Origin of the sequence: Klebsiella sp. 141162, from assembly GCF_050600755.1 — a bacterium.
Lineage (GTDB): Bacteria > Pseudomonadota > Gammaproteobacteria > Enterobacterales > Enterobacteriaceae > Klebsiella > Klebsiella aerogenes.
On sequence record NZ_JAQIRI010000004.1, the window covers coordinates 257,625 to 281,566 of the forward strand.

At 56.1% G+C, this 23,942-nt stretch carries 18 protein-coding genes; 9 read left to right on the plus strand and 9 right to left on the minus strand.

Features of this window, described 5'->3' with window-relative positions; translation table 11 throughout:
* Positions 1–36: 36 nt before the first annotated feature.
* Complete coding sequence (gene argF / locus PGR23_RS14900; RefSeq protein WP_396279992.1) at positions 37–1,041, minus strand: ornithine carbamoyltransferase; 1,005 nt, start codon at positions 1,039–1,041, stop codon at positions 37–39.
* Positions 1,042–1,204: 163 nt separating this feature from the next.
* Between argF and rraB the strand changes: the two genes are divergently transcribed.
* Both rraB and miaE read left to right on the plus strand, forming a co-directional pair.
* Positions 1,205–1,630, plus strand: a complete 426-nt coding sequence (rraB, locus tag PGR23_RS14905) for a ribonuclease E inhibitor RraB (protein ID WP_015368550.1) — start codon at positions 1,205–1,207, stop codon at positions 1,628–1,630.
* Between the two features lie 71 nt (positions 1,631–1,701).
* Positions 1,702–2,466 (plus strand): tRNA isopentenyl-2-thiomethyl-A-37 hydroxylase MiaE, encoded by a 765-nt coding sequence (gene miaE / locus PGR23_RS14910; RefSeq protein WP_049059566.1) that lies wholly within the window; start codon positions 1,702–1,704, stop codon positions 2,464–2,466.
* Between the two features lie 246 nt (positions 2,467–2,712).
* Here miaE and PGR23_RS14915 read toward each other — a convergent pair whose 3' ends face one another.
* Positions 2,713–3,216 (minus strand): GNAT family N-acetyltransferase, encoded by a 504-nt coding sequence (locus PGR23_RS14915; protein ID WP_045394710.1) that lies wholly within the window; start codon positions 3,214–3,216, stop codon positions 2,713–2,715.
* Between the two features lie 184 nt (positions 3,217–3,400).
* Between PGR23_RS14915 and PGR23_RS14920 the strand changes: the two genes are divergently transcribed.
* A complete protein-coding gene (locus tag PGR23_RS14920; protein WP_396279991.1) occupies positions 3,401–4,597 on the plus strand; it encodes a YjgN family protein in 1,197 nt (398 codons plus the stop codon).
* A 48-nt stretch (positions 4,598–4,645) separates the two neighbouring features.
* Here PGR23_RS14920 and PGR23_RS14925 read toward each other — a convergent pair whose 3' ends face one another.
* The 3 genes from PGR23_RS14925 to pepA form a co-directional block, all read right to left on the minus strand.
* Positions 4,646–7,501 carry a valine--tRNA ligase gene (locus tag PGR23_RS14925; RefSeq protein ID WP_396279990.1) on the minus strand — a complete coding sequence of 952 codons (2,856 nt, stop codon included), beginning with the start codon at positions 7,499–7,501 and terminating at the stop codon, positions 4,646–4,648.
* Positions 7,501–7,944 carry a DNA polymerase III subunit chi gene (holC, locus tag PGR23_RS14930; RefSeq protein WP_020079783.1) on the minus strand — a complete coding sequence of 148 codons (444 nt, stop codon included), beginning with the start codon at positions 7,942–7,944 and terminating at the stop codon, positions 7,501–7,503. Before holC ends, PGR23_RS14925 begins: the two co-directional genes overlap by 1 nt.
* Positions 7,945–8,065: 121 nt before the next feature.
* Positions 8,066–9,577, minus strand: coding sequence for a leucyl aminopeptidase (gene pepA / locus PGR23_RS14935; RefSeq protein WP_008807121.1), 1,512 nt, complete (start codon positions 9,575–9,577; stop codon positions 8,066–8,068).
* Between the two features lie 390 nt (positions 9,578–9,967).
* Here pepA and lptF point away from each other — a divergent pair, with 390 nt between their 5' ends.
* Both lptF and lptG read left to right on the plus strand, forming a co-directional pair.
* A complete protein-coding gene (gene lptF, locus PGR23_RS14940) occupies positions 9,968–11,065 on the plus strand; it encodes an LPS export ABC transporter permease LptF (RefSeq protein WP_045394713.1) in 1,098 nt (365 codons plus the stop codon).
* A complete protein-coding gene (gene lptG / locus PGR23_RS14945) occupies positions 11,065–12,147 on the plus strand; it encodes an LPS export ABC transporter permease LptG (protein ID WP_045394714.1) in 1,083 nt (360 codons plus the stop codon). Before lptF ends, lptG begins: the two co-directional genes overlap by 1 nt.
* A gap of 142 nt (positions 12,148–12,289) precedes the next feature.
* Here lptG and PGR23_RS14950 read toward each other — a convergent pair whose 3' ends face one another.
* Entirely contained in the window at positions 12,290–13,792 is a 1,503-nt protein-coding gene (locus PGR23_RS14950; RefSeq protein WP_315712405.1) for a helicase HerA-like C-terminal domain-containing protein, read from the minus strand.
* 87 nt (positions 13,793–13,879) lie between these two features.
* Positions 13,880–14,701, minus strand: a complete 822-nt coding sequence (locus PGR23_RS14955) for a TIM barrel protein (RefSeq protein ID WP_315712406.1) — start codon at positions 14,699–14,701, stop codon at positions 13,880–13,882.
* A gap of 355 nt (positions 14,702–15,056) precedes the next feature.
* Between PGR23_RS14955 and PGR23_RS14960 the strand changes: the two genes are divergently transcribed.
* Entirely contained in the window at positions 15,057–16,562 is a 1,506-nt protein-coding gene (locus tag PGR23_RS14960; protein ID WP_015368538.1) for a CoA-acylating methylmalonate-semialdehyde dehydrogenase, read from the plus strand.
* A gap of 18 nt (positions 16,563–16,580) precedes the next feature.
* Positions 16,581–17,381 (plus strand): 5-deoxy-glucuronate isomerase, encoded by an 801-nt coding sequence (iolB, locus tag PGR23_RS14965; protein WP_396279989.1) that lies wholly within the window; start codon positions 16,581–16,583, stop codon positions 17,379–17,381.
* An 84-nt stretch (positions 17,382–17,465) separates the two neighbouring features.
* Here the strand turns inward: iolB and PGR23_RS14970 are convergent, their stop codons facing one another.
* A complete protein-coding gene (locus PGR23_RS14970; protein WP_015368536.1) occupies positions 17,466–18,320 on the minus strand; it encodes a MurR/RpiR family transcriptional regulator in 855 nt (284 codons plus the stop codon).
* A gap of 148 nt (positions 18,321–18,468) precedes the next feature.
* Positions 18,469–20,382, minus strand: a complete 1,914-nt coding sequence (locus tag PGR23_RS14975; protein ID WP_396279988.1) for a bifunctional 5-dehydro-2-deoxygluconokinase/5-dehydro-2-deoxyphosphogluconate aldolase — start codon at positions 20,380–20,382, stop codon at positions 18,469–18,471.
* 527 nt (positions 20,383–20,909) lie between these two features.
* Between PGR23_RS14975 and iolD the strand changes: the two genes are divergently transcribed.
* A complete protein-coding gene (gene iolD, locus PGR23_RS14980; protein WP_396279987.1) occupies positions 20,910–22,850 on the plus strand; it encodes a 3D-(3,5/4)-trihydroxycyclohexane-1,2-dione acylhydrolase (decyclizing) in 1,941 nt (646 codons plus the stop codon).
* A gap of 47 nt (positions 22,851–22,897) precedes the next feature.
* Positions 22,898–23,911, plus strand: coding sequence for a Gfo/Idh/MocA family protein (locus PGR23_RS14985; protein WP_015704222.1), 1,014 nt, complete (start codon positions 22,898–22,900; stop codon positions 23,909–23,911).
* Positions 23,912–23,942 lie beyond the last annotated feature (31 nt).

The following is a 23,942-nucleotide window of genomic DNA, read 5'->3' on the forward strand; positions in this document are numbered from 1 at the left end:
GTAGCGCGCTATCCGGGAATCTACCGTGGTTAATGGCTATTTCCCAAGCGTCGCCACCATCACCGCTTTGATGGTGTGCATACGGTTTTCCGCCTGATCGAAGACGATGCTCGCCGGCGATTCAAAGACTTCATCGGTCACTTCCATGCCGCCGTGCAGTCCATACTCCGCCGCCATCTGTTTGCCGAGAATGGTCTGGTCATCGTGGAACGCGGGCAGACAATGCAGGAATTTCACCTGCGGGTTGCCGGTCAATTGCAGCATGGCTTTATTCACCTGATAGCCGCGCAGCAGGGCGATGCGCTCCGCCCATTTCTCTTTCGCCTCGCCCATCGATACCCACACGTCGGTATAAATGAAATCGGCGCCTTTTACGCCCGCTGCGATATCTTCCGTCAGGGTAATATTGCCGCCGTGCTTTTTCGCCAGCGCAGTGCATTCCGCTACTAAACCTTCATCCGGCCAGCAGGCTTTCGGCGCCACCAGACGCAGATCCAGTCCGGTCAGCGCGGCGGCTTCCAGCATCGAGTTACCCATGTTGTTACGCGCGTCGCCAGCGTAGACCAGCGTCATTTCATTAAATGCCTTACCCGGCAGGTGCTCTTGCATGGTCAGCAGGTCGGCCAGGAGCTGCGTCGGGTGGAATTCATCAGTCAGGCCGTTCCACACCGGCACGCCGGCATACTCCGCCAGGGTTTCCACCAGCTCCTGGCCGTAGCCGCGATACTGAATACCGTCATACATGCGGCCCAGCACGCGGGCGGTATCTTTCATGGATTCTTTGTGGCCAATTTGGCTTCCGCTGGAACCGAGATAGGTCACGCGGGCGCCCTGGTCGTAAGCGGCAACTTCGAAAGAGCATCGTGTGCGGGTTGAGTCTTTTTCGAAGATGAGCGCGATGTTTTTGCCCTTCAGTTTCTGGGCCTCGATGCCGTTTTTCTTATCGACTTTTAATTGCGCGGCCAGGTCGACAAGGCCGGTAATTTCTGCAGCAGTAAAATCCAGTAATCTCAAGAAATGCTTCTGATATAACGCGGACATAATTCCCTCACCTGGCAAACGCCACTATTGAATTAAAATTCACTTTATATGTATGAATATTCATTTGCAACCCCGAGTTAGAAATCTTTTACACAGAAGGTGGAGGCAATCACGGCGGTATGTGACAATAGGAGTATCTGCCGCACATTATGAGGAACGAGCCATGGCAAACCCGGAACTACTGGAAGAACAGCGTGAGGAAACGCGTCTGATTATCGAAGAGCTGCTGGAAGATGGCAGCGATCCGGACGCGCTGTATACCATTGAGCATCATCTCTCTGCCGATGATTTCGAAACGTTGGAAAAAGTGGCGGTAGAGGCCTTCAAGATGGGTTATGAAGTCACCGAGCCGGAAGAGCTGGAAGTCGAAGAAGGCGAAGTGGTGATCTGCTGCGATATCCTGAGCGAAAGCGCGCTTAACGCCGATCTGATCGACGCCCAGGTTGAACAGCTGATGAACCTGGCGGAAAAATTCAACGTTGAGTACGACGGTTGGGGTACCTACTACGAAGACCCGAACGGCGAAGACGATGACGGCGAAGATGACGAAGATTTAATTGACGAAGACGACAACGGCGTACGCCACTAAGTCGTCAACGGATACGGCGGCGTCTGCCGCCGTATATACCCGTCCTGATTAGGGTATAGCCTGGAGCTTCAATGGATTACCCGCAAATACTCTCCCCGATTTTAGCATTTCTTCACTGTCCTACGCCGCAGGCGTGGATTGACGAAGCCCGTAAACCGGAAAACCTGCCGCTGCTGCTGACCGACCATATGGTATGCGAGCTGAAAGCGGCGCAAAACGCCATGCTGCTGGTACGCCGCTACGTCGCCGATAAAGACGGCGCCGACGAGCTGCTGGAATGCCTGAAACCGTACGAAGACTTTACCTATCGCCGTGGGCCGGAGCCGGATTTTGTCGCTCTGCATAAACGGATCAACAAAAGCGCTATGCCGCGAACCAACGACCCGTGGGGCAGCCAGTTGCTCGACAGCATGATTCTGTTGATCAAAGAGGAGCTGCATCACTTCTGGCAGGTGCGTGAGATCATGCAGGCGCGGGATATCCCTTACGTCAAAATCACCGCCAGCAACTATGCCCGCGGTATGCGCCGGGAGGTGCGATCGCACGAGCCGGTGATGCTGATCGATAAGCTGATTTGCGGTGCTTATATCGAAGCGCGTTCCTGCGAGCGTTTTGCTGCGCTGGCGCCGTGGCTGGATGATGATTTACAGAAGTTTTATCTGTCGTTGCTGCGCTCCGAGGCCCGTCATTATCAGGACTACCTGGACCTGGCGCAGAAGATAGCGGGGGAAGATATCAGCGAGCGGGTGCGCCAGCTTGGCGAGGCGGAAGCGGCATTGATTCTCCGCCCGGAGCCCGAGTTCCGCTTTCACAGCGGCGTACCGACGGCGCCGTAGTCAGCGATTTTCGGACCCGGTAGCCACTAATACTGGCAGTTTCAGTAGTCATGGGGAGAGATAGCGTTGAGAGCTTCAGCTCGTAATGGTACGGGCCGTAGGTCGGGTAAGGCGTTAGCCGCCACCCGACAAAAAATGGCACCGCGAGCCCGGGACATCCCCCGGCTAGCGCTACGCTTAGCCGGGCTACCGAACTGTAGCCCCGCTAAGCGTAGCGCTATCGGGGACGACTGCGCTATCGAGGCGTTACAGCGTTTTCAACATCCGCACTTCACAATCGACGTGGCCGGTGCAGCCCAGCGGCCCGTCGATATGTTCAAATCCGAGATGTTCATAAAGGGCAATCGCCTCTTTCAAAAAAGCGGTGGTCTCCAGATAGCAGCGTTTAAAACCCTGCTCGCGGGCGTGATCCATCGCCATCAGCGCCAGCTTTTTCGCCAGCCCTTTGCCGCGCGCCGCGGTCATAAAGTACATTTTCTGCAGCTCACAGATATCGGACTCGCTACACGAGAGCGGCGCCACGCCGCCGCCGCCAACCACTTCGCCATTTTGCTCCACAACCCAATAGGCGGAGCCCGGTTGGCTATAAAGTTCATAGAGTTCATCCAGGTTGGGATCAGCGACCGTATAGCCTTTATCGGCGGTCAGGCCGTATTCCGCGGAGACCTGGCGGATAACTTGGGCGATGGCGGCATTATCTGCCGCCGTAATGCGGCGTAAAGTAAAGGTCTGTGGCGCAGCAAGATTCATAGAATCACTCAATTTTAGCTTAAATAACCATACATTGTTTTAATACCATTATTCTTTAACCGACGCAAGGCGTGCATAAATATATTGCCGAGTAATTTCAAAATAATATATTCTGCATATTTAATGATGGTTATTCTGACTTATTATTTATATATATAATTTAAAGTACAAGGATGACGGGGTTATGGATATTACTTTAGGGAAGAAGCCGCGTGCTAGTCATTATTTTGTCTTTCACGGACGGGCTCGCCCCTATTTCTTTATTTGTTTGGTCAATATTATACTGTCAGTAATTACTTTAGGGATATTCATTCCCTGGGCATGGGTACGTAGTCGCCGTTACCTTTGTGAAAATATGGAGGTTAACGGTAACCGTTTTGCTTACCACGGGAAGGGTTTCACGATTTTACTTAGCTGGCTGCTAATGTTTATCGTGCTGGTTTTACTCAGTCTGGCGCTTGCCATTTTCTCTCACGGCAGCGAAGAATGGGTGACGTTAGCATATCTTATCCTGCTGCCAGTCATGGTAATGAAGGGGTTAAGCTACCACGCGAATATGACCTCATTCGCTAATATTCGTTTCGGGTTTAAATGTAATCTGCTGCGCGCATGGTGGATTATGCTTGGGTTACCATTGCTGATTGGCGTGCTAATGGTGGTTATCCTCTCCATTCCTGGAAGTCGTCTCTGGTTAGGCTATGGCATAAATGGCATGCTAGTGGGTTTCGTTGTGCTGGTTTTACTGGCGCTGTGTGTGATGGCCGTCGCCAGCGGGGTGGTTTACAGCCACTGGCTTGAACTGATCGGCAAAGGCGCAAGCTTAGGCAAAAATAAATTTAATATTTATATTAGCACTAAGCGTTGCGTCGTGGCTTTTTTATGGGCAATGGTAATTCTATTGCCATTTATTATACTGTTTTTCGGGTTTTTCGTTTCCGCATTCATGCAAATGATTACAGGATGTATGTTCGGCTTGTGTAATGAAAATACGGTTCTGTTTATGGCATTACGGCATCTTGGAACGGTGGCAGGAGGGAATTTATTTCTCACCATCGGCATCGTGTTAGCCATGACGTATATCCAGGTGGCTTTACGTAATCACGCGTGGAATAATTTGGTGCTTGGCGACAGCATTCATTTTCGTTCTACTCTGACGTTTTTTGGTCTTGCCCCGCGTTTATTGGCTCTGACGTTTCTTTCTCTGCTGACATTGGGTCTGGCGTACCCCTGGTTAAAGATTAATTTGATGCGCTATATTGCCGCCAACACCGAGGTAATGGGTGACGTTGAAACGCTCGACCTGCAGCAAGATGAGGCCCTTAAACCACCAGTACCTGGCAAATTGTTCAGCGGTTTTTTACCTAACCTGCCGTTCTTATAATGTAAAAAAGCCGGAGCAAGCTCCGGCTTTTTATGCTTTGGCGAGTTATTACAGCGCGGCGATCACCGCCTGCTGTTCAATCAGTTTCGCTTTCGCTTCCGCGTAACCTTCCAGCTTCTCACGCTCTTTGGCGATAACCGCTTCCGGCGCGCGGGCCACAAAACCTTCATTGGACAGCTTGCTTTCGATACGGCCGATTTCCGCTTCGACTTTCGCCACTTCTTTCGCCAGACGCGCCAGCTCGGCTTCTTTGTCGATAAGGCCCGCCATCGGGATCAGCAACTCGGCGCCGTCGATAATCTTAGTCACGGAAACCGGACCTTTATCATCGGCAGGCAGCACGGTGATGCTTTCCAGACGCGCCAGGTTCAGCAGGAAGCTACGGTTGTCGTTAACACGGCGCTCGGCATCTTTGCTGCAGCCGCGCAGCAGCAGTTCCAGCGGCTTGCCCGGAGCAATGTTCATTTCCGCCCGGATGTTACGTACGGCAACGATCGCCTGCTTCAGCCATTCGGTATCCGCCAGCGCCGCTTCATCAACCTGAGAAGCCTCATACTGCGGGAACGGCTGCAGCATGATGGTGTCAGCGTTAATACCGCAAATGACCTTCACGCGCTGCCAGATGGTTTCCGTGATGAACGGGATGATCGGATGCGCCAGGCGCAGCAGACCTTCCAGCACGGTCACCAGCGTATGGCGAGTGCCGCGCAGTTCCGCTTCGCTGCCACCGTTCATGACCGGCTTGGTCAGTTCGAGGTACCAGTCGCAGAACTGGTTCCAGGTAAACTCATACAGGATGCCCGCGGCGATATCGAAGCGGAAGTTATCCAGCGCTTCGCGGTACGCTTTCACGGTCTGGTTGAATTCAGCCAGGATCCAGCGGTCGGCCAGGGACAGCACCATCTCGCCGCCGTTGAAACCGCAATCCTGATCTTCGGTATTCATCAGCACGAAGCGGCTGGCGTTCCACAGCTTGTTGCAGAAGTTACGGTAACCTTCCAGACGCTTCATATCCCAGTTGATGTCGCGGCCGGTAGAGGCCAGCGCCGCCAGGGTAAAGCGCAGGGCGTCAGTGCCGTGCGGCTCGATGCCGTTCGGGAACTGTTTCTCGGTACGCTTGCGGATTTTTTCCGCCAGTTGCGGCTGCATCATGTTGCCGGTACGTTTCTCCAGCAGCTCCGGCAAGGTGATGCCGTCAACCATATCCAGCGGGTCAATGACGTTACCCTTGGATTTGGACATCTTCTGGCCTTCGTCGTCGCGGATAAGGCCGGTCATGTAGACGGTTTTAAACGGTACCTGCGGCTTGCCGTTTTCATCTTTGATGAAGTGCATGGTCATCATGATCATGCGGGCAATCCAGAAGAAGATGATGTCGAAGCCGGACACCATCACGCTGGTCGGGTGGAACTGACGCAGCGCGTCGGTGTTTTCCGGCCAACCGAGGGTGGAGAAGGTCCATAGCGCGGAAGAGAACCAGGTATCCAGAACATCTTCGTCCTGATGCAGGACAACGTCGGCGCTCAGGTTGTTTTCCTGACGCACTTCGTCTTCGCTACGGCCAACATAGACGTTGCCGTCGTTGTCATACCATGCCGGGATGCGGTGACCCCACCACAGCTGACGGGAAATACACCAATCCTGAATATCGCGCATCCAGGAGAAGTACATGTTTTCGTACTGCTTCGGCACGAACTGAATGTCGCCATTCTCAACGGCTTCAACTGCCGGCTTGGCCAGCACGTCGGCACGGACGTACCACTGGTCGGTCAGCATCGGTTCGATAACCACGCCGCCGCGGTCGCCGTAAGGCACGGTCAGGTCGTGCGGTTTGATTTCTTCCAGCAGGCCCAGCGCGTCGACGGCGGCAACCATCGCTTTACGCGCGGCAAAACGTTCCATCTTCTGGAATTCAGCCGGGATCTCGTTGGAATAAACGTCGGATTCATTGCCTTTGGTGTCATAGACTTCCGCGCTTTCGCGGATGTCGCCATCAAAGGTCAAAATATTAATCATCGGCAGCTGATGACGGCGGCCAACTTCGTAGTCGTTAAAGTCGTGCGCCGGGGTGATTTTCACGCAGCCGGTGCCTTTTTCCATATCGGCGTGTTCGTCGCCAACAATCGGAATGCGGCGGTTAACCAGCGGCAGCACCACGAATTTACCAATCAGGTCTTTGTAGCGCGGGTCTTCCGGGTTAACGGCCACGCCGGTATCGCCCAGCAGGGTTTCCGGACGAGTGGTGGCGACCACCAGGTAATCTTTGCCATCAGCGGTTTTCGCGCCATCGGCCAGCGGATAGCGGATGTGCCACATGGAACCTTTCGATTCGCGGTTTTCCACTTCGAGGTCGGAAATCGCGGTGCGCAGTTTCGGGTCCCAGTTGACCAGACGCTTGCCGCGGTAAATCAGGTCCTCTTTGTACAGACGAACGAAGACTTCTTTCACGGCGTTGGACAGGCCTTCGTCCATAGTGAAGCGCTCGCGCTCCCAGTCGACGGAGTTACCGAGGCGGCGCATCTGACGGGTAATGGTGCCGCCGGATTCCGCTTTCCACTGCCAGATTTTGTCGATGAAGGCATCGCGACCGTAATCGTGACGGGTTTTACCTTCTTCAGCGGCAATCTTACGCTCAACCACCATCTGGGTGGCGATACCCGCGTGGTCGGTACCCGCCTGCCACAGGGTGTTTTTGCCCTGCATGCGCTGGTAGCGAATCATGGTATCCATGATGGTTTGCTGGAAGGCATGACCCATATGCAAACTGCCGGTGACGTTCGGCGGCGGGATCATGATGCAGAAGCTCTCCTGGCTTTCATCACCATTCGGTTTGAAATAGCCCTGCTTTTCCCAGTGCTCGTAAAGCGGCTGTTCGATATCTTGTGGGTTGTATGTCTTTTCCATTATTTCCAGGTTGCCGTGTTCAGGTTGAAACCAGCCATGCGGTACGCTTTATAGCGTTCGCGCGCCAGTTGTTTCAGAGAATCTTCGTAAGGGACAAAGTCTATCACTTCTGTGAAAGCGGTGGCAAAATCTGCAAAGTTTAGCCGCAGGCTGATAAGAATATCCCGCGGACTGCTGTTGCGCTTTTGCGGCCAGGCAATTTCTACCGGCGCGCCGCCTCTCGGGCCTTCGCCCGCCAGGTTATGCGGCACAAAGCTCTCCGGCGGCCGCGTCCACAGCGCTTCATCGAGGCGAATAGCCTGCTGTTCATCTTCACAGGCGATCAATACGCGCTTGCCGTTGCGCCAACGTTCTGCGGCAATTTCACACACCAGCTGTTCGACGGCGCTGAGCTCGTCGACGGTGTCTTCGTTGTCCAGAAGATAGAACGTTGCGTTTTTCATATATGGGGCTTCTTGTTGTGGATTTAAATGCAAAGCCGGGTGGCGCTACGCTTACCCGGCCTACAAACGGCATCTTTCCGTAGGCCCGGTAAGCGTAGCGCCACCGGGCATCAGACGGCAATCACTCTTCGCCGTTAAAACCCGCACGATTGAGCAGGAACTGAGACAGCAGCGCCACCGGACGACCGGTTGCGCCTTTGGCCTTCCCGGAACGCCAGGCGGTACCGGCGATGTCGAGGTGTGCCCAGTTGTACTTGCGGGTGAAGCGTGACAGGAAGCAGCCAGCGGTAATCGCGCCGCCAGGACGGCCGCCGATGTTGGCCATATCCGCAAAGTTGGACTCCAGCTGATCCTGGAACTCGTCGGCCAGCGGCAGACGCCATGCGCGGTCGCCGGCCAGTTCGGAGGCGCCGATCAGCTCATGAGCCAGCGGGTTATGGTTCGACATCAGGCCGGTGATGTGATGGCCGAGGGCAATCACGCAGGCGCCGGTCAGCGTTGCGACATCGATAACCGCTTCCGGTTCGAAGCGCTCAACGTAGGTCAATACGTCGCACAGCACCAGACGGCCTTCGGCATCGGTATTCAGCACTTCAACGGTCTGTCCGGACATGGTGGTCAGAACGTCGCCCGGGCGGTACGCGCGGCCGCCAGGCATGTTTTCACAGCCCGCCAGCACGCCGATGACGTTGAGCGGCAGCTGCAGCTCGGCCACCATTCGCATTACGCCGTAAACCGCTGCCGCGCCGCACATGTCGTACTTCATCTCGTCCATGCCTTCGGCAGGCTTGATGGAGATACCGCCGGAGTCGAAGGTCAGGCCTTTACCGACCAGCACGATAGGGCGCGCGTCTTCAGACGGGTTGCCTTTATACTCAATGACCGACATCAGCGACTCGTTCTGCGAACCGTTACCGACGGCGAGATAGGAGTTCATGCCCAGCTCGCGCATCTGCTGTTCGCCGATCACGCGGGTGATAACATTCTTGCTGTAAGTGTCGGCCAGCTGGCGCGCCTGGGAAGCAAGGTAAGCCGCGTTACAGATATTCGGCGGCATGTTGCCGAGGTCTTTCGCCGCTTTGATACCGGCTGCGATCGCCAGGCCATGTTGAATGGCGCGTTCGCCGCTGGTGAGCTCGCGGCGAGTCGGCACGTTGAAGACCATTTTACGCAGCGGACGACGCGGCTCGCTTTTGTTGGTCTTCAACTGATCGAAGCTGTACAGCGTCTCTTTGGCGGTTTCAACGGCCTGGCGAACTTTCCAGTAGTTGTTGCGACCTTTAACGTGCAGTTCGGTCAGGAAGCAGACGGCTTCCATCGAACCAGTGTCATTCAGAGTATTAATGGTTTTCTGAATAACTTGTTTATACTGACGTTCATCCAGTTCGCGCTCTTTACCACAGCCGATGAGCAGAATGCGCTCAGACAGGATGTTCGGCACATGGTGCAGTAACAAGGTCTGGCCAGGCTTGCCTTCGAGCTCGCCGCGACGCAGCAGGGCGCTGATGTAACCGTCGCTGATTTTATCGAGTTGTTCGGCGATGGGGGAGAGGCGACGTGGTTCGAAGACGCCGACCACGATACAGGCACTCCGCTGCTTCTCCGGGCTACCGCTTTTTACACTGAACTCCATGCACTATGCTCCTGAATCTTAAAGACAACAGTGGTGGCTACGGCTATACTCGTCGCCTTTCCAGTTGCAGATGCGTTGGCTACGCCTGCTTACCCCTGACGCTGGCTGATGCCGCACCGGGGCTTCACAGTCCTGCCGCCTTTCTACAACTCGAAATCCATTGAGTATATAATTGCAAGCTTTCGTAACTCATGTCCGCTGTTGCGGTGACTTCGTGTTAATCTTAACGTTATTACGGCTTTGGTTCGTCAGAAAAGATCCTGATACGCAGAACCGATGAGTCATTTAATCTTAGCGATGTTTTCGACGACAAAAGAGAATAAATGACGTTTAAGCCATGAAACAAGCAATTTTCCTGCAATAAGACGGGTTTTTACGGGCGTATTTATAGTGATAATCATAAGATATCTGGTTCGTGAGACGCTGAAAAGCCAGTTGGCGATCCTATTCATCCTGTTGCTGATTTTCTTCTGTCAGAAACTCGTCAGGATCCTCGGCGCCGCGGTAGATGGCGATATCCCGACCAACCTGGTGCTCTCGCTGTTAGGGCTGGGCGTACCGGAAATGGCGCAGCTCATTCTGCCCCTGAGTCTTTTCCTCGGGCTGTTGATGACGCTCGGCAAACTGTATACCGAAAGTGAAATTACGGTGATGCACGCCTGCGGCTTAAGTAAAGCTGTATTGATTAAGGCGGCGATGATCCTCGCCCTGTTTACCGGCGCCGTCGCGGCGGTCAACGTGATGTGGGCGGGGCCGTGGTCGTCGCGCCATCAGGACGAAGTACTGGCGGAAGCCAAAGCTAACCCTGGAATGGCGGCGCTGGCTCAGGGCCAGTTCCAGCAGGCCAGCGACGGCAGCGCGGTGCTGTTTATCGAAAACGTCAACGGCAACCGCTTCAACGACGTGTTCCTGGCGCAACTGCGGCCTAAAGGCAACGCGCGTCCTTCCGTGGTGGTGGCGGATTCCGGCGAGCTGTCGCAGAAAAAAGACGGCTCCCAGGTGGTCACCATGACCCAGGGGACGCGTTTTGAAGGCACGGCGATGCTGCGCGATTTCCGTATTACCGACTTTAAAAATTACCAGGCGGTTATTGGCCATCAGGCGGTAGCGGCCGATCCCAGCGACACCGAACAGATGAATATGCGCACCCTGTGGCGTACCGACACCGATCGCGCCCGCGCCGAACTGCACTGGCGCTTCACGCTGGTGGCGGCGGTGTTCATGATGGCGCTGATGGTTGTCCCGCTCAGCGTGGTGAACCCGCGTCAGGGCCGCGTGCTGTCTATGCTGCCGGCGATGCTGCTGTATCTGGTGTTCTTCCTGCTGCAAACGTCGATCAAATCGAACGCGGGTAAAGGCAAAATGGACCCCGCCATCTGGATGTGGGGCGTGAACCTGCTCTACTTCGCGCTGGCGGTGCTGCTTAACCTGTGGGATACGGTGCCGATGCGTCGTTTCCGTGCCCGGTTTAATAAAGGAGCGGTGTGATGCAGGCGTTTGGCGTACTTGACCGCTATATCGGTAAAACCATTTTTAACACCATCATGATGACGCTGTTCATGCTGGTGTCGCTCTCCGGCATTATTAAGTTTGTCGACCAGCTGAAAAAAGCCGGGCAGGGCAGCTATGATGCGCTGGGAGCAGGACTCTATACCATTCTCAGCGTGCCAAAAGATGTGCAAATCTTCTTCCCAATGGCGGCCCTGCTTGGGGCTTTGCTGGGGCTGGGGATGCTGGCGCAGCGTAGCGAACTGGTGGTGATGCAGGCTTCCGGCTTTACCCGTATGCAGGTGGCGCTGGCGGTGATGAAAACGGCGATCCCGCTGGTGTTGTTGACCATGGCGATGGGTGAATGGGTGGCGCCGCAGGGCGAACAGATGGCGCGTAACTACCGAGCGCAGCAGATGTACGGCGGTTCGCTGCTGTCGACCCAGCAGGGTTTGTGGGCGAAAGACGGGCATAATTTTGTCTACATTGAACGAGTAAAGGGTAACGATGAGCTGGGCGGGGTGAGCATCTACCAGTTTAACGATAACCGTCGTCTGCAATCTGTCCGTTACGCCGCTTCCGCTAAGTTTGATAATGAAGCTAAGGTTTGGCGTCTGTCGCAGGTTGATGAGTCCGACCTGACCGATCCGAAGCAGGTAACCGGTACCCAGATGGTCAGCGGTACCTGGAAGACCAAACTAACGCCGGACAAACTCGGCGTGGTTGCGCTGGATCCGGATGCGCTGTCAATCAGCGGCCTGCATAACTACGTGACCTATCTGAAGTCCAGCGGTCAGGATCCGGGCCGTTACCAGCTCAACATGTGGAGCAAAATCTTCCAGCCGCTGTCGGTGGCCGTGATGATGCTGATGGCGCTGTCGTTTATTTTTGGTCCATTGCGGAGCGTGGCGATGGGCGTGAGGGTCGTTACCGGGATTAGCTTCGGCTTTATCTTCTACGTCCTCGATCAGATATTTGGCCCACTGACGCTGGTTTACGGCATACCGCCAATCATCGGCGCGCTGCTGCCAAGCGCAAGCTTCTTCCTGATAAGCCTTTGGCTGATGATGAGAAAAGCGTAGTTCGATAAATGACCCGGCCAAGCGCAAGCAACGCCGGGTTTTTTGTGCCTGCCGTTTGAGTGGCTATCCGCAATGTAATGCCCTGTATTGTTGTCGCCCGGATCGGACGCAGCGCGCCGCAATCCGGGGCTCGACACTGACGTTAACGGCGCCTTCCGCCAAGCAGGCTGCCCAGCATGCCGCGGACAATCTGGTTGGTGACCTGACGTACGGCGCTTTTGGCCGCGGTCTGTACGATACCGTCTCGTTTACCGCCGCGCGGGCCGGTCGTGCCGAACAGAATATCTTTCAGTCCGCCGAGCAGCCCGTCGTCATCGCCGGTTTGTTGGCCTTTTGCCGGCGGCGCCGACTGCTGCTCTGTGGCGACCTGCACCCCTTTTTGCAGCATTTCGAAGGCCGACTCGCGATCAATCTCTTCTTCATACTTGCCGTATAGCGCCGAGTGGTTAATCAGGCCATTACGCTCATCATCGCTGACCGGCCCCATCCGTGAAAATGGGGCGATGACCATCGCACGCTCAACTACCGACGGACTGCCTTTTTCGTCGAGGAAGGAGATCAGCGCTTCGCCGGTACCGAGTTCCTGAATGGCCTGCTCGGTACTGAACGCCGGATTGGCGCGCATGGTCTGGGCGGCGGTCTTCACCGCTTTTTGATCCTTCGGGGTAAAGGCTCGCAGGGCATGCTGCACGCGGTTGCCCAACTGCCCGAGCACGGCATCCGGGATATCCGACGGATTCTGCGAGACAAAATAGACGCCGACTCCTTTAGAACGGATAAGGCGAATCACCTGCTCGATTTTATCCAGCAGTACCTGCGGCGCATCGTTAAACAGCAGGTGGGCTTCGTCGAAGAAGAACACCAGCTTCGGTTTTTCGAGGTCGCCGGCTTCCGGCAGGCGCTCGTAGAGTTCGGAGAGCATCCACAGCAGGCTGGCGGCGTACAGCTTCGGCATCTGATAGAGCTTTTCGGCGCTGAGGATATTAATCACCCCTTTACCGCTGGCATCGACACGCATCCAGTCCTGAATATCCAGCATTGGTTCGCCGAAGAAGTGCTCTGCGCCTTGCTGCTCCAGGGTCAACAGACCACGTTGGATAGCGCCTACCGACGCGCTGCTGATGTTGCCGTACTGATTCTGGAAAGCTTTGGCGTTATCGCCAATAAACTGGGTAATGGCGCGAAGATCTTTAAAGTCGAGCAGCAGCAGACCGCGATCGTCAGCGATACGGAAAATAATGTTCAGCACGCCGCTTTGTACTTCATTCAGGTTGAGCAAGCGGGCGAGCAGCAGGGGGCCGAGGTCAGACACCGTGGCGCGCACCGGGTGGCCCTTTTCACCAAAGATATCCCAAACAACCACCGGGTTGGCGTGCGGCTCCCAGTCGGTAACGCCGATTTTTTCCAGACGCGCCTGAAGTTTCTCAGAGCTCTGGCCTGCCTCCGCGATACCGGTCAGGTCGCCTTTCACATCGGCCATAAAGACCGGCACGCCGATCTCAGAAAACGACTCCGCCAGCTTTTGCAGAGTAACGGTTTTACCGGTGCCGGTGGCGCCGGTAATTAAGCCGTGACGGTTGGCCATTGCCGGCAGCAGGTGGAGCTGTTTGTCCAGCGTGCGTGCAATTAGCAGGGGTGAGCTCATGATCGATTCCTCCATTTATCCTGCGTCGATTATAGGCAACCTGACAGCAAAAAGAGGGAGGAAATCGATAACTCTCAACGTTTAATCTCACGCGCAGTGGCGTTGAATCAGCGCAATGCTCTGTTCAATCTCGCGGCGAATATCCTCTTCACGCCATGACGCCAGCTGCGGGGCGAAAGGCTCGAAGGCGTAATCGCCACGATATCCGCGGGCTTCGAGATGTTTTATCTGCTGGCAGGTCAGCAGCCTATCTTGTGGTGTCAGCATGATGCGCTCGTCGTCGGTCAACTGTTCGCGCGGGCGGGGATCGTCGACGCCGGAGAGATGCACCAGGCCTATATCAGTAATGTCCAGCTGGCTGAATTCCTCTTCAGCTTGTGGATAAAGATGATGGTGGAAAGTATCAATTAATATCTTAAACGGTACCTGGGCGTCGCGAATAAGCGCCTGCGCCTGCGCCGCCGAGCGCAGCGAACTTTGTGGGAAGCCCAGCGGCTCGACCAGACCCTGAATGCCATATTGTTCGAACAGCGGCGCCAGCTCGCGCATAGCGGCAAGCGTTTCTTGCGGCGCTACGGTGGTGCCATCGTTTAACGGGCACATCACCAGCGATTTGGCGCCAATAGCCTGCGCCTCTTTTAGCAGCGACTCCGTCAGGTGACGTACTTCAGCGCTGCGGCGGTTGAAGGGATAGACGGCGTTGATCGTCAGAATTTCAAGCTGGTATCGGTCGGCCAGCCTGCGCACCTGCTGGTGGGTAAGCGCGTCGGTGACTTTACCGCTGGGTAAATCATTACGCAGCTCGACCTTATGCAGCCCGAGTTCGCTCACCAGACGGAAAAACGCCTCAATGCTGAGCGACGGCGCAATTTTACGATTGATACAGAAACGCTGCGGGGCAATGGCCATTTGACACTCCTGACAAGATGTTGACTGGTTTAGTTCGATTGCCAGATAGTTAAAATGTTTATTTCATCATTAGCAATGGATGAAATGATGGTTATTTGAGCACGATCGCAAAATAGTTGCTGCGCCATTTCATGGTTTACATCAAAGCTAACCGCATAAAATCTCACCTTCTATACTGCTGTGATATGAAATCACATAGAGAGAGGCTTGCTGAAAAATGCGACAGCTATCACCAAAGTGGAATTTCATTTTATCTGTTTATTGAAATATAAATTTCATTTTACTACGGTTATAGCACAGCACAATCAGCGACGGGCCGTAACTTGAACGGCCTTCTACACTATGAGGCGAGAAGATGACTATCACAGGTAACTTTATTGGTGGGAAAACGGTAACCAGCAGCAGCCGCGAAACGATGCCGGTGTACGACCCGGCCACTGGCGATGTAGTTCGCGAAGTCACGCTTTCCACCGCGCAGGAGGTTTCCGACGCAATCCAGGTCGCTCGCGACGCTTTTGACAGCTGGTCCCGCACCACGCCGCTGCGCCGCGCCCGCGTGCTGTTCAATTTTAAAATGCTGCTCGAACAGCACGTCGATGAACTGGCGGGAATTATCGTTAGCGAGCACGGCAAAGTGTGGTCCGATGCGTTGGGCGAGCTGACCCGCGGCATGGAAGTGGTTGAGTTCGCCTGCGGTATTCCGCATCTCATTAAAGGCGAGTTTTCTTCCGACGTGGGTACCGGCGTCGACAGCTATTCGCTCATGCAGCCGCTGGGCGTGGTGGCGGGGATAACGCCGTTTAATTTCCCGGCGATGGTGCCGATGTGGATGTTCCCCATCGCGCTGGCCTGCGGCAACAGCTTCGTGCTGAAACCACCGGCGCTGGCGCCAACCGCGGCGGTACGCATGGCTGAGTTACTGAAAGAAGCCGGTCTGCCGGATGGCGTCTTTAACGTCATCCATTGCAGCAATGAAGATGCCGAGCAGCTTTATACCGACCCGCGTATTGCCGCCGTCAGCTTTGTCGGCTCCTCCGGCGTGGCGGAATATATCTATAAAACCGCCAGCGCTCACGGAAAACGCGTCCAGGCGTTTGGCGCGGCGAAAAACCATGCCATCGTGATGCCGGACGCCGATCTTGATGCGACCGTGAATGCCATTATGGGCGGCGCGTATGGTTCCGCTGGCGAGCGCTGTATGGCCCTGCCGGTAGTGGTGGCCGTCGGTGACGAGACCGCAGATAAGTTAATCGCCCGCCTGAAACCATTAGTTGAGTCGCTGAAAGTCGGTCCCGGCTGCCTGCGCGGCAAAGACGAAAACGAAATGGGGCCGGTGGTATCCGAAGCGCATCAGAAAAAAGTACTCGGCTATATTGATAAGGGCGTCAGCGAAGGGGCGTCGTTGGTGGTGGATGGCCGCAGGCTGCGCGTAGCCGGGCATGAGGACGGATATTACGTTGGCGGTACGCTGTTTGACCACGTCACTCCTGAAATGACCATCTGGCGCGAAGAGATATTTGGTCCGGTGCTGGGGATCGTTCGCGTCGCTGATTACCAAAGCGCGCTGGCGCTGGTTAACAGCCATGAATTTGGCAACGGCAGCGCCGTCTTTACCAGCAACGGCCATACCGCCCGCGAGTTCGTCCATGACGTACAGGCCGGCATGGTTGGTGTCAACGTACCGGTGCCGGTGCCGATGGCCTTCCATAGCTTCGGCGGCTGGAAGCGCTCGGTATTTGGCGCGCTGAACGTCCACGGGCCGGACGGCGTCCGCTTCTATACCCGTATGAAAACTGCCACCGTGCGCTGGCCGCAGGGGCAGCAAACCGTATCTGAATTCAGTATGCCGACGTTAGGTTAATCGGCGAAGGAGAACGCTATGTCGTTATTGGCTAAAGCGCAAAAAGAGGGACATATCCAGCACATCACCCCGCAGAGCGCGGGGTGGCAGTATATTGGCTTTGATGTCTGGATGTTAAAACAGGGGCAAACCGTGACCCTGGAGAGCGGCGAGCGTGAGCTATGTCTGGTACTGGTTTCCGGGCTGGCCTCGATCAAAACTCAGCAAGCCGATTTTCCCGACCTTGGTACACGCATGTCGCCATTCGAGCGTACGCCGCCGTGGTCGGTCTATGTGCCGCCGCACGATAAGGTCGAGGTCACTGCAGATTCCGATCTTGAGCTGGCGGTTTGCAGCGCGCCGGGCAAAGGCAGCTTTCCGGCGCGAGTGATACGGCCTGAGGATGTCGGCGTAGAGCATCGCGGTAAAGGGCGCAACCAGCGCCTGGTGCACAATATTCTGCCGGATAATGCGCAGGCGGATTGCCTGCTGGTGGTGGAAGTCTACACCGAAGAAGGGGCGACCAGCTCCTGGCCATCGCACAAGCACGATACCGCGCTGCCGGGGCAGGAAACCCAGCTGGAAGAGACCTACTACCACCGCTTCGATCCGCCGCAAGGCTTTGCCTTTCAGCGAGTGTACACCGATGACCGCAGCCTGGATGCCTGTATGGCGCCCTATAACCATGATGTGGTGATGGTGCCGCGCGGCTATCATCCGGTAGCGGCGATCGCCGGTTACAACAGCTACTATCTGAACGTAATGGCGGGGCCGGATCGTAAGTGGCTATTTACCTGGGAAGACGATCACGCCTGGATCAACAGCGATCGCTATTCATAGTGCGCGATAAACGAGAAAAGCCGGGGATGTCCCGGCTTTTTTGTCTGTTGATTGCCGTTGTTTACAGCGTAGCGCAACGGGTAATCAGGCGCGGTGCTGCTGCGGCTCTTTGCTGCTATTCAATGCCAGCGATACCGCCAACGTCTGCGCCAGGCACAGCGAGGCCACCTGCGAACGGAAACCATCTACCTGCGCTTCACGCACCACAAAGCACACATCACTGAAGGCGGCAAGCGGGCTTACCTGGCTATCGGTAATGGCGATTTGTCGCGCCTTGCGCTGGGCGCCAAGCTCAACCAGCTCCACCACTTCACGGGCGTAGGGCGAGAAACTCACCGCCACAACCACATCCTTCGGCCCCACCAGACTGAGCTGCTCGGTGAACATCCCGCCGAGGCCGTCGATCAGGAAGGCTTTGCGATCCAGATGGCGCAGCGCGTAGGTCAGGTAAGAGGCGACGCTGAACGAGCGACGCAGGCCGATGACATAGATATTTTCCGCATCCGCCAGTAAATCTACCGCGCGGTTGAGGTCTTCGCCGGAGGTCTGCATTGCCAGTTGCTGCAGCGCCTGGGTATTGACCATGCTGAACATGTTGAGGATTTCCGTCGGCGTTTCCGGCGGCGTCGTTTCGTCGTTAGTGGTCTGGCGGAACAGACGTGCGCGCTCGGTGTAGTTGGCGGTCTCTTCCATCAGATGCTGCCTGAACATCTGCTTCATTTCGTTAAAGCCGCTAAAGCCAAAGGCGTTAGCGAAGCGAATCAGCGTTGAGGGCGGAACGTCAGCCTGTTGCGCAATGGAGGCTACGGTATCGAAAGCAACGCTATTACTGTTATCCAGTATATAGCGCGCCACCTGCTTCAGACGTTTGCTGAGCGTGTCGTAGCGCCGTCTGATTTCATCCTGCAGGATGGTCAGTTGGGTCGGATTATTAGCCATAAGTTGCGCTCTGAGAAAATGGAAGGAATATGGCTTCCAGTGTACCAAATGAAGCGAATTTTTCATTTTTTGCGATGAAATACGCGATTCATTTCACGAAGAAACCGCAGGCCCGCCATTTTCAAGGAAGAGGCGGGCCTGAAGGAGGTTAGCCGCGCGCTTCGCGCCAGTAGCCAATGAGCCGCAGATAGTTACGCTTTACTTCATCGATCAGCGCAGCATCATCCAGTTCGCCCTGCATCCAGCGGCGCGAAGGTTGGCCAAAGATGGTGCGGCCGACGGCGAAGCCTTTGATCATTGGGTGTCTGGCCGCTTCGGCAAAACCGGCGCGCAGACGATCCGATGGCGCATCCAGCCCCAGGAGCAGGATCCCGCGACACCACGGGTCTTCACGCTCGATAAGCGCGGAGATCCGCTCCCACTGCGCGCTGGCCAGCGGCGGCAGCTTCCACCAGTCTGGCTGGATGCCTAACTGATAGAAGTGCTCCAGCATGGTGTGGTAGTGGCGTTCGTCTTTGTCTGGCCCGTTCTCCGGTAGGATCACTTCCACCAGCAGTTCGTGCCCGGACTTATTACAGGCCTGCCATACTTCCAGCAGCAGCGCGTCCTGCTCGGCGCGCAGCGCCGCCGGATCGTCCGGATGGTAAAAGACCAGACATTTGACGACGTGCTCCAGCGGCCAGTCGATCAGCTGCGAGCCAATATTGCCATGCTCAAGGCGCAGCGGACGTGAACTGGGGAGCTCGATCGGCCGGCCGATCCACCAGCCTTTACCGGTAATGGCGTTAAGCGCACGCTGGCCGTAGGTGCCGTCGGCCAGGATACCGCTACGCTGTTCAAGCCCGGCCTCAGCGGCTGCGGCTTCGGCGGCTGCCAACAGTAGCAGCTTGAGCCGGGGAATGCAGGCCGGATCGCGGCCGGTTTCTAACGCCAGGTCCGCCAGTTGTTTGCGGTGGTCAAAGGCGAAGATACATAGCTCTGGCCACGGCTGGCGGCGGCTGGTCACCCGGTGCAAGTGATTGAGCCGCGCATCGATATCCGGGCGCGGAACGGCATCTGCCCGCGATAGATAATCATCAAGTTCGACTTTCGTCGGCATCGCCGGCGCGCAGCCGTGGCGCGAAACCACCAGCGCGCCGCAGGCGTTGGCGTAGCGGCAGGCCTGTTCCCAGCCTTCATCATTCAGCCAGCCGCGCAGCAGGCCGGACATAAAGGCGTCGCCGGCGCCGAGCACGTTAAGCACCTCGACGCGAACGCCCTGCTGCAGCGGGACGCGATCCCAGCTATCCGGGATCGCGCCTTCCAGCACCACGCAACCCATCGGCCCGCGCTTGCAGACCAGCGTCGCGTTAGTGGCGTGGCGCACGTTTTTCAGCGCGGTGAGGGTGTCGGTACTGCCGCCGGCAATATGAAACTCCTCTTCGGTGCCCACGACTAAATCGAACAGATGCAGAACTTCCTGCAGCTGGCGGGTCACCGGTCCGGATTCAATGAAACGCGTTTCACCGTCGCCAAGTGAAGTCAGCCCCCACAGCACCGGGCGATAGTCGATATCCAGTGCGGTACGCAGACCGTGGCGGCGGGCGTATTCCAGCGCTTTCAGCACCGCTTCGCGGGTATTGGCATGTGAAAGATGCGTGCCGGTCACCGCCAGAGCGCGGGAAGAAGCGATGTACTGTTCATTAATATCGTCAGGCGTCAGCGCCATATCGGCGCAGTTGTCACGGTAGAAAATGAGCGGGAAGGTATCCTGATCCTTGATTCCCAGCATCACCAATGCGGTCAGCCGGTCTTTATCAGTGATCAGGTATTCGGTATCGACCCCTGCGCGGCTGAGGGTTTCACGCAGGAAGCGACCGTTGTGTTCATCGCCAACGCGGGCCAGCATCGCTGATTTCAACCCCTGAATCGCGGTGCCAAAGGCGACGTTGCCTGAGGAGCCGCCGAGATATTTGGCGAAACTCGCCACATCTTCCAACCTTGCCCCTATCTGCTGGGCGTAGAGATCGACGGCCACCCGGCCAATACAGATGACGTCGAGCCGCTTAACTGCTGCATTCATCGCTTGGGTTTCCTTTTGCATATTTGCTGCCAGGAGAAGGTCGCTCGAGTGACGGTCTGCCGTGAACAGCCTGATGGTTATTGGTTATCTCTAGTTTGAGAAATAAATATTTCATTTTCAAATCTAATCGAAATTAAAAAACCAAAAGTGTGAAGGATCTACCACTCTGCGCGGCTGAGCAGCTGCCTGCTCATACATGCTGTCTGCGTCCCGTTTACCCATGTTCCCCTTTTTTTAATATCAATATTATCCATAATTTTCATGTAGATAATTTTGTTTTTCCTCTTTTGTTTGGAAGCCTTCTCGCGAAGGAGATGTAAGTGAAACGTGTGAAATGGGTAGAGAGTTTGATCCTTCTCGCAAAATGAAACATTTCTTCTGTATTTGTGTTTAATGAAAAAAATGTTTGCCTATAATCCAAAAATATTCCAGTGGACGTTAACGGCTTTCCCGCACCTACGCCATCTTCTTTGGCGAGCAAAGCGCTAACTCACACGACAAATACTGAACGATAAGGATTAGGCAACATGGGCAAACTGAGACTGACAATGGCGCAGGCGCTGGTGAAGTTCCTTGATAACCAGTATCTGGAGGTGGACGGCGAAGCGCAGAAATTCGTGAAAGGGATTTTCGCTATTTTTGGTCACGGCAACGTGTTGGGCTTAGGCCAGGCGCTGGAAGAAAACCGCGGCGAGCTGCGGGTTTATCAGGGGCGTAATGAACAAGGAATGGCCCATGCGGCGACCGGCTTTGCTCGCCAGTCGCTGCGTCGGCAGATTATAGCCTGTACTTCATCCATCGGCCCCGGGGCGGCCAACATGATCACCGCCGCGGCGACGGCTACGGCCAACCGTATCCCGCTGTTATTACTGCCGGGCGATGTATTCGCCACCCGCCAGCCGGACCCGGTACTGCAGCAAATCGAACAGAGCTACGATCTGAGTATCACGACTAACGACGCATTTCGCGCGGTGAGTAAGTACTGGGATCGTATTACCCGCCCGGAACAGCTCATGAGCGCCTGCATTAATGCCATGCGCGTGCTGACGGATCCGGCGGAAACCGGCGCCGTTACCTTGTGTCTGCCGCAGGACGTGCAGGGTGAAGCCTGGGATTATCCCGAGTCCTTTTTTGCCCGCCGCGTCCACCGTCTGGATCGCCGTCCGCCAAGCGCGGCGCAGCTGGCTGATGCGGTAGCGGCAATAAAAGCCAGCCGTAAACCGCTCATCGTCTGCGGCGGCGGCGTGAAATATTCCGCGGCAGGCGATGCGCTGGTGAGCTTCGCCGAACGTTACGGCATTCCGTTTGCGGAAACGCAGGCCGGTAAGGGCACGGTGGTTTCATCGCATCCGCTGAACGTCGGTGGCGTTGGCGAAACGGGCTGTCTGGCTGCCAACCTGTTGGCGAAAGAGGCCGATTTGGTCATCGGTATCGGCACACGCTTTAGCGATTTCACTACCTCCTCGAAATGGATATTCCAATCCCCTGGCGTGCGCTTCCTTAACGTGAACGTCAGTAATTTTGATGCCTGGAAGCTGGACGGCATCCCAATGCTGGCGGACGCCCGCGAGGCGCTGAGCGCGCTCAGCGCTGCGCTGGAGAACGAGTCCTGGCAGGCAGGATGGGGCGCGCAGATTGCAAGCGTGCAGAGCCGGCAGATGAAAGAGACCCAGCGCGTCTATCAGGCGGTCTGGCAGGAAAAGGATTTCGTACCAGAAATTGACGACCATATTGACCGTGAATCGGTTTATCGCGAATTCCGTCAAATCACGGATTCTACCCTGACGCAAAGCAGCGTACTTGGCTTGCTGAACGAGTCGCTGGCGGCGGATGCGGTCATTGTGGCGGCGGCGGGCAGCCTGCCGGGGGATTTACAACGCGTCTGGCGCAACCGGGCGCCGAACACCTATCACGTAGAGTACGGCTACTCATGCATGGGTTATGAAGTCAACGCCGCTCTCGGCGTGAAGCTGGCGCAGCCGCAGAGCGAGGTCTATTCGCTGGTCGGCGATGGCTCCTTCATGATGCTGCACTCTGAACTGGTCACTTCCTTGCAGGAGCGGGCGAAGATCAACGTCATTCTGCTCGACAACATGGCGAACGGCTGCATCAACAACCTGCAGCTGGAACACGGTATGGATAGCTTTGGCACCGAGTTCCGCTACCGCTCGGCGGAAAACGGCCAGCTGCAGGGCGGGCTGGTGCCGGTGGATTTCGCCACGATCGCTTCCGGCTACGGCTGCAAGACCTGGCGGGTCACCACCCTCGATGAGCTTCGCCACGCGCTGGATGCCGCTCGCCGTGAAACCGTCAGCACGCTTATCGACATTAAAGTGCTGCCGAAAACCATGGTCCACAAATACGGGAGCTGGTGGAACGTCGGCGTGGCGCAGACGGCGCTGTCGGAACGCATCCGTAAAGTCGCTGAAATGATTAATGAAAAACGCGCCCAGGCGCGGGATTACTAACAAAGAACACGAACCCTGAACCCTACAGAACTACGGAGAGAACCATCATGTCACTCAAATTAGGTGTCATCGGCGCAGGCGCCATCGGTAAAGAACATATCCGTCGCTGCACCCAGGTCTTACAGGGGGCGACCGTGGTCGCCGTTTCCGATATCAACGCCGATAACGCCCGTGCGGCAGTAGCGCTGCCGGGCGTGCAGGCGGAAGTCTACGCCGACGGTCATGATGTGATTAAAGCCAGCGACGTTGACGCCGTGCTGGTGACCTCCTGGGATCCAACCCATGAAGAGTACACCCTGGCGGCTATTGAGGCCGGTAAGCCCGTATTTTGCGAAAAGCCGTTGGCGATGAGCGCGGAAGGCTGTCGCCGCATCGTTGATGCTGAAATGAAAGCCGGGCGTCGCCTGGTGCAGGTCGGCTTTATGCGCCCGTACGATGAAGGCTATCTGGCGCTGAAGAAAGTCATTGATGACGGCGATATCGGCGCGCCGCTGATGCTGCGCTGCGCCCACCGCAACCAGTCGGTCGGCGAGAACTACACCACCGATATGGCGATTACCAACACCCTGATCCACGAGCTGGACGTGCTGCGCTGGCTGCTAAATGACGACTACCGCTCCGTACAGGTACGCTTCCCGCGCTCGACCTCCCATACCCATGCGCGGCTGAAAGACCCACAGATCGTCTCGTTTGAAACGAAAAAGGGCACCCTGATCGACGTCGAAGTCTTCGTGAATTGCCAGTACGGCTATGACATCCAGTGCGAAGTCGTTGGCGAAACGGGCATTGCGCGCCTGCCGGAACCGTCGGCGGTGGAGATGCGTAAAGCCGCCAGCCTGTCTACCGCCATCCTCACCGACTGGAAAGACCGTTTCATCAAAGCCTACGACGTCGAACTGCAGGCATTTATCAATGATGTGAAAGCCGGCAAGCTGCAGGGCCCCTCCGCCTGGGACGGCTATGCGGCATCGGTTGCCGCCGACGCCTGTTTGAAGGCGCAAGAGTGTAACGAACCGGTAGCAGTGTCGCTGCCTGAGTGCCCGGCATTCTACCAACGCTAAATCATCCTTCACCGACGTAACGTTTCAAACA

Excerpts from the sequence above, each read along its gene's own strand:
- argF (WP_396279992.1), bottom strand. The coding sequence starts at position 1,041 with ATGTCCGCGTTATATCAGAAGCATTTCTTGAGATTACTGGATTTTACT.
- rraB (WP_015368550.1), top strand. The coding sequence starts at position 1,205 with ATGGCAAACCCGGAACTACTGGAAGAACAGCGTGAGGAAACGCGTCTG.
- miaE (WP_049059566.1), top strand. The coding sequence starts at position 1,702 with ATGGATTACCCGCAAATACTCTCCCCGATTTTAGCATTTCTTCACTGT.
- PGR23_RS14915 (WP_045394710.1), bottom strand. The coding sequence starts at position 3,216 with ATGAATCTTGCTGCGCCACAGACCTTTACTTTACGCCGCATTACGGCG.
- PGR23_RS14920 (WP_396279991.1), top strand. The coding sequence starts at position 3,401 with ATGGATATTACTTTAGGGAAGAAGCCGCGTGCTAGTCATTATTTTGTC.
- PGR23_RS14925 (WP_396279990.1), bottom strand. The coding sequence starts at position 7,501 with ATGGAAAAGACATACAACCCACAAGATATCGAACAGCCGCTTTACGAG.
- holC (WP_020079783.1), bottom strand. The coding sequence starts at position 7,944 with ATGAAAAACGCAACGTTCTATCTTCTGGACAACGAAGACACCGTCGAC.
- pepA (WP_008807121.1), bottom strand. The coding sequence starts at position 9,577 with ATGGAGTTCAGTGTAAAAAGCGGTAGCCCGGAGAAGCAGCGGAGTGCC.
- lptG (WP_045394714.1), top strand. The coding sequence starts at position 11,065 with ATGCAGGCGTTTGGCGTACTTGACCGCTATATCGGTAAAACCATTTTT.
- PGR23_RS14950 (WP_315712405.1), bottom strand. The coding sequence starts at position 13,792 with ATGAGCTCACCCCTGCTAATTGCACGCACGCTGGACAAACAGCTCCAC.
- PGR23_RS14955 (WP_315712406.1), bottom strand. The coding sequence starts at position 14,701 with ATGGCCATTGCCCCGCAGCGTTTCTGTATCAATCGTAAAATTGCGCCG.
- PGR23_RS14960 (WP_015368538.1), top strand. The coding sequence starts at position 15,057 with ATGACTATCACAGGTAACTTTATTGGTGGGAAAACGGTAACCAGCAGC.
- iolB (WP_396279989.1), top strand. The coding sequence starts at position 16,581 with ATGTCGTTATTGGCTAAAGCGCAAAAAGAGGGACATATCCAGCACATC.
- PGR23_RS14970 (WP_015368536.1), bottom strand. The coding sequence starts at position 18,320 with ATGGCTAATAATCCGACCCAACTGACCATCCTGCAGGATGAAATCAGA.
- PGR23_RS14975 (WP_396279988.1), bottom strand. The coding sequence starts at position 20,382 with ATGAATGCAGCAGTTAAGCGGCTCGACGTCATCTGTATTGGCCGGGTG.
- iolD (WP_396279987.1), top strand. The coding sequence starts at position 20,910 with ATGGGCAAACTGAGACTGACAATGGCGCAGGCGCTGGTGAAGTTCCTT.
- PGR23_RS14985 (WP_015704222.1), top strand. The coding sequence starts at position 22,898 with ATGTCACTCAAATTAGGTGTCATCGGCGCAGGCGCCATCGGTAAAGAA.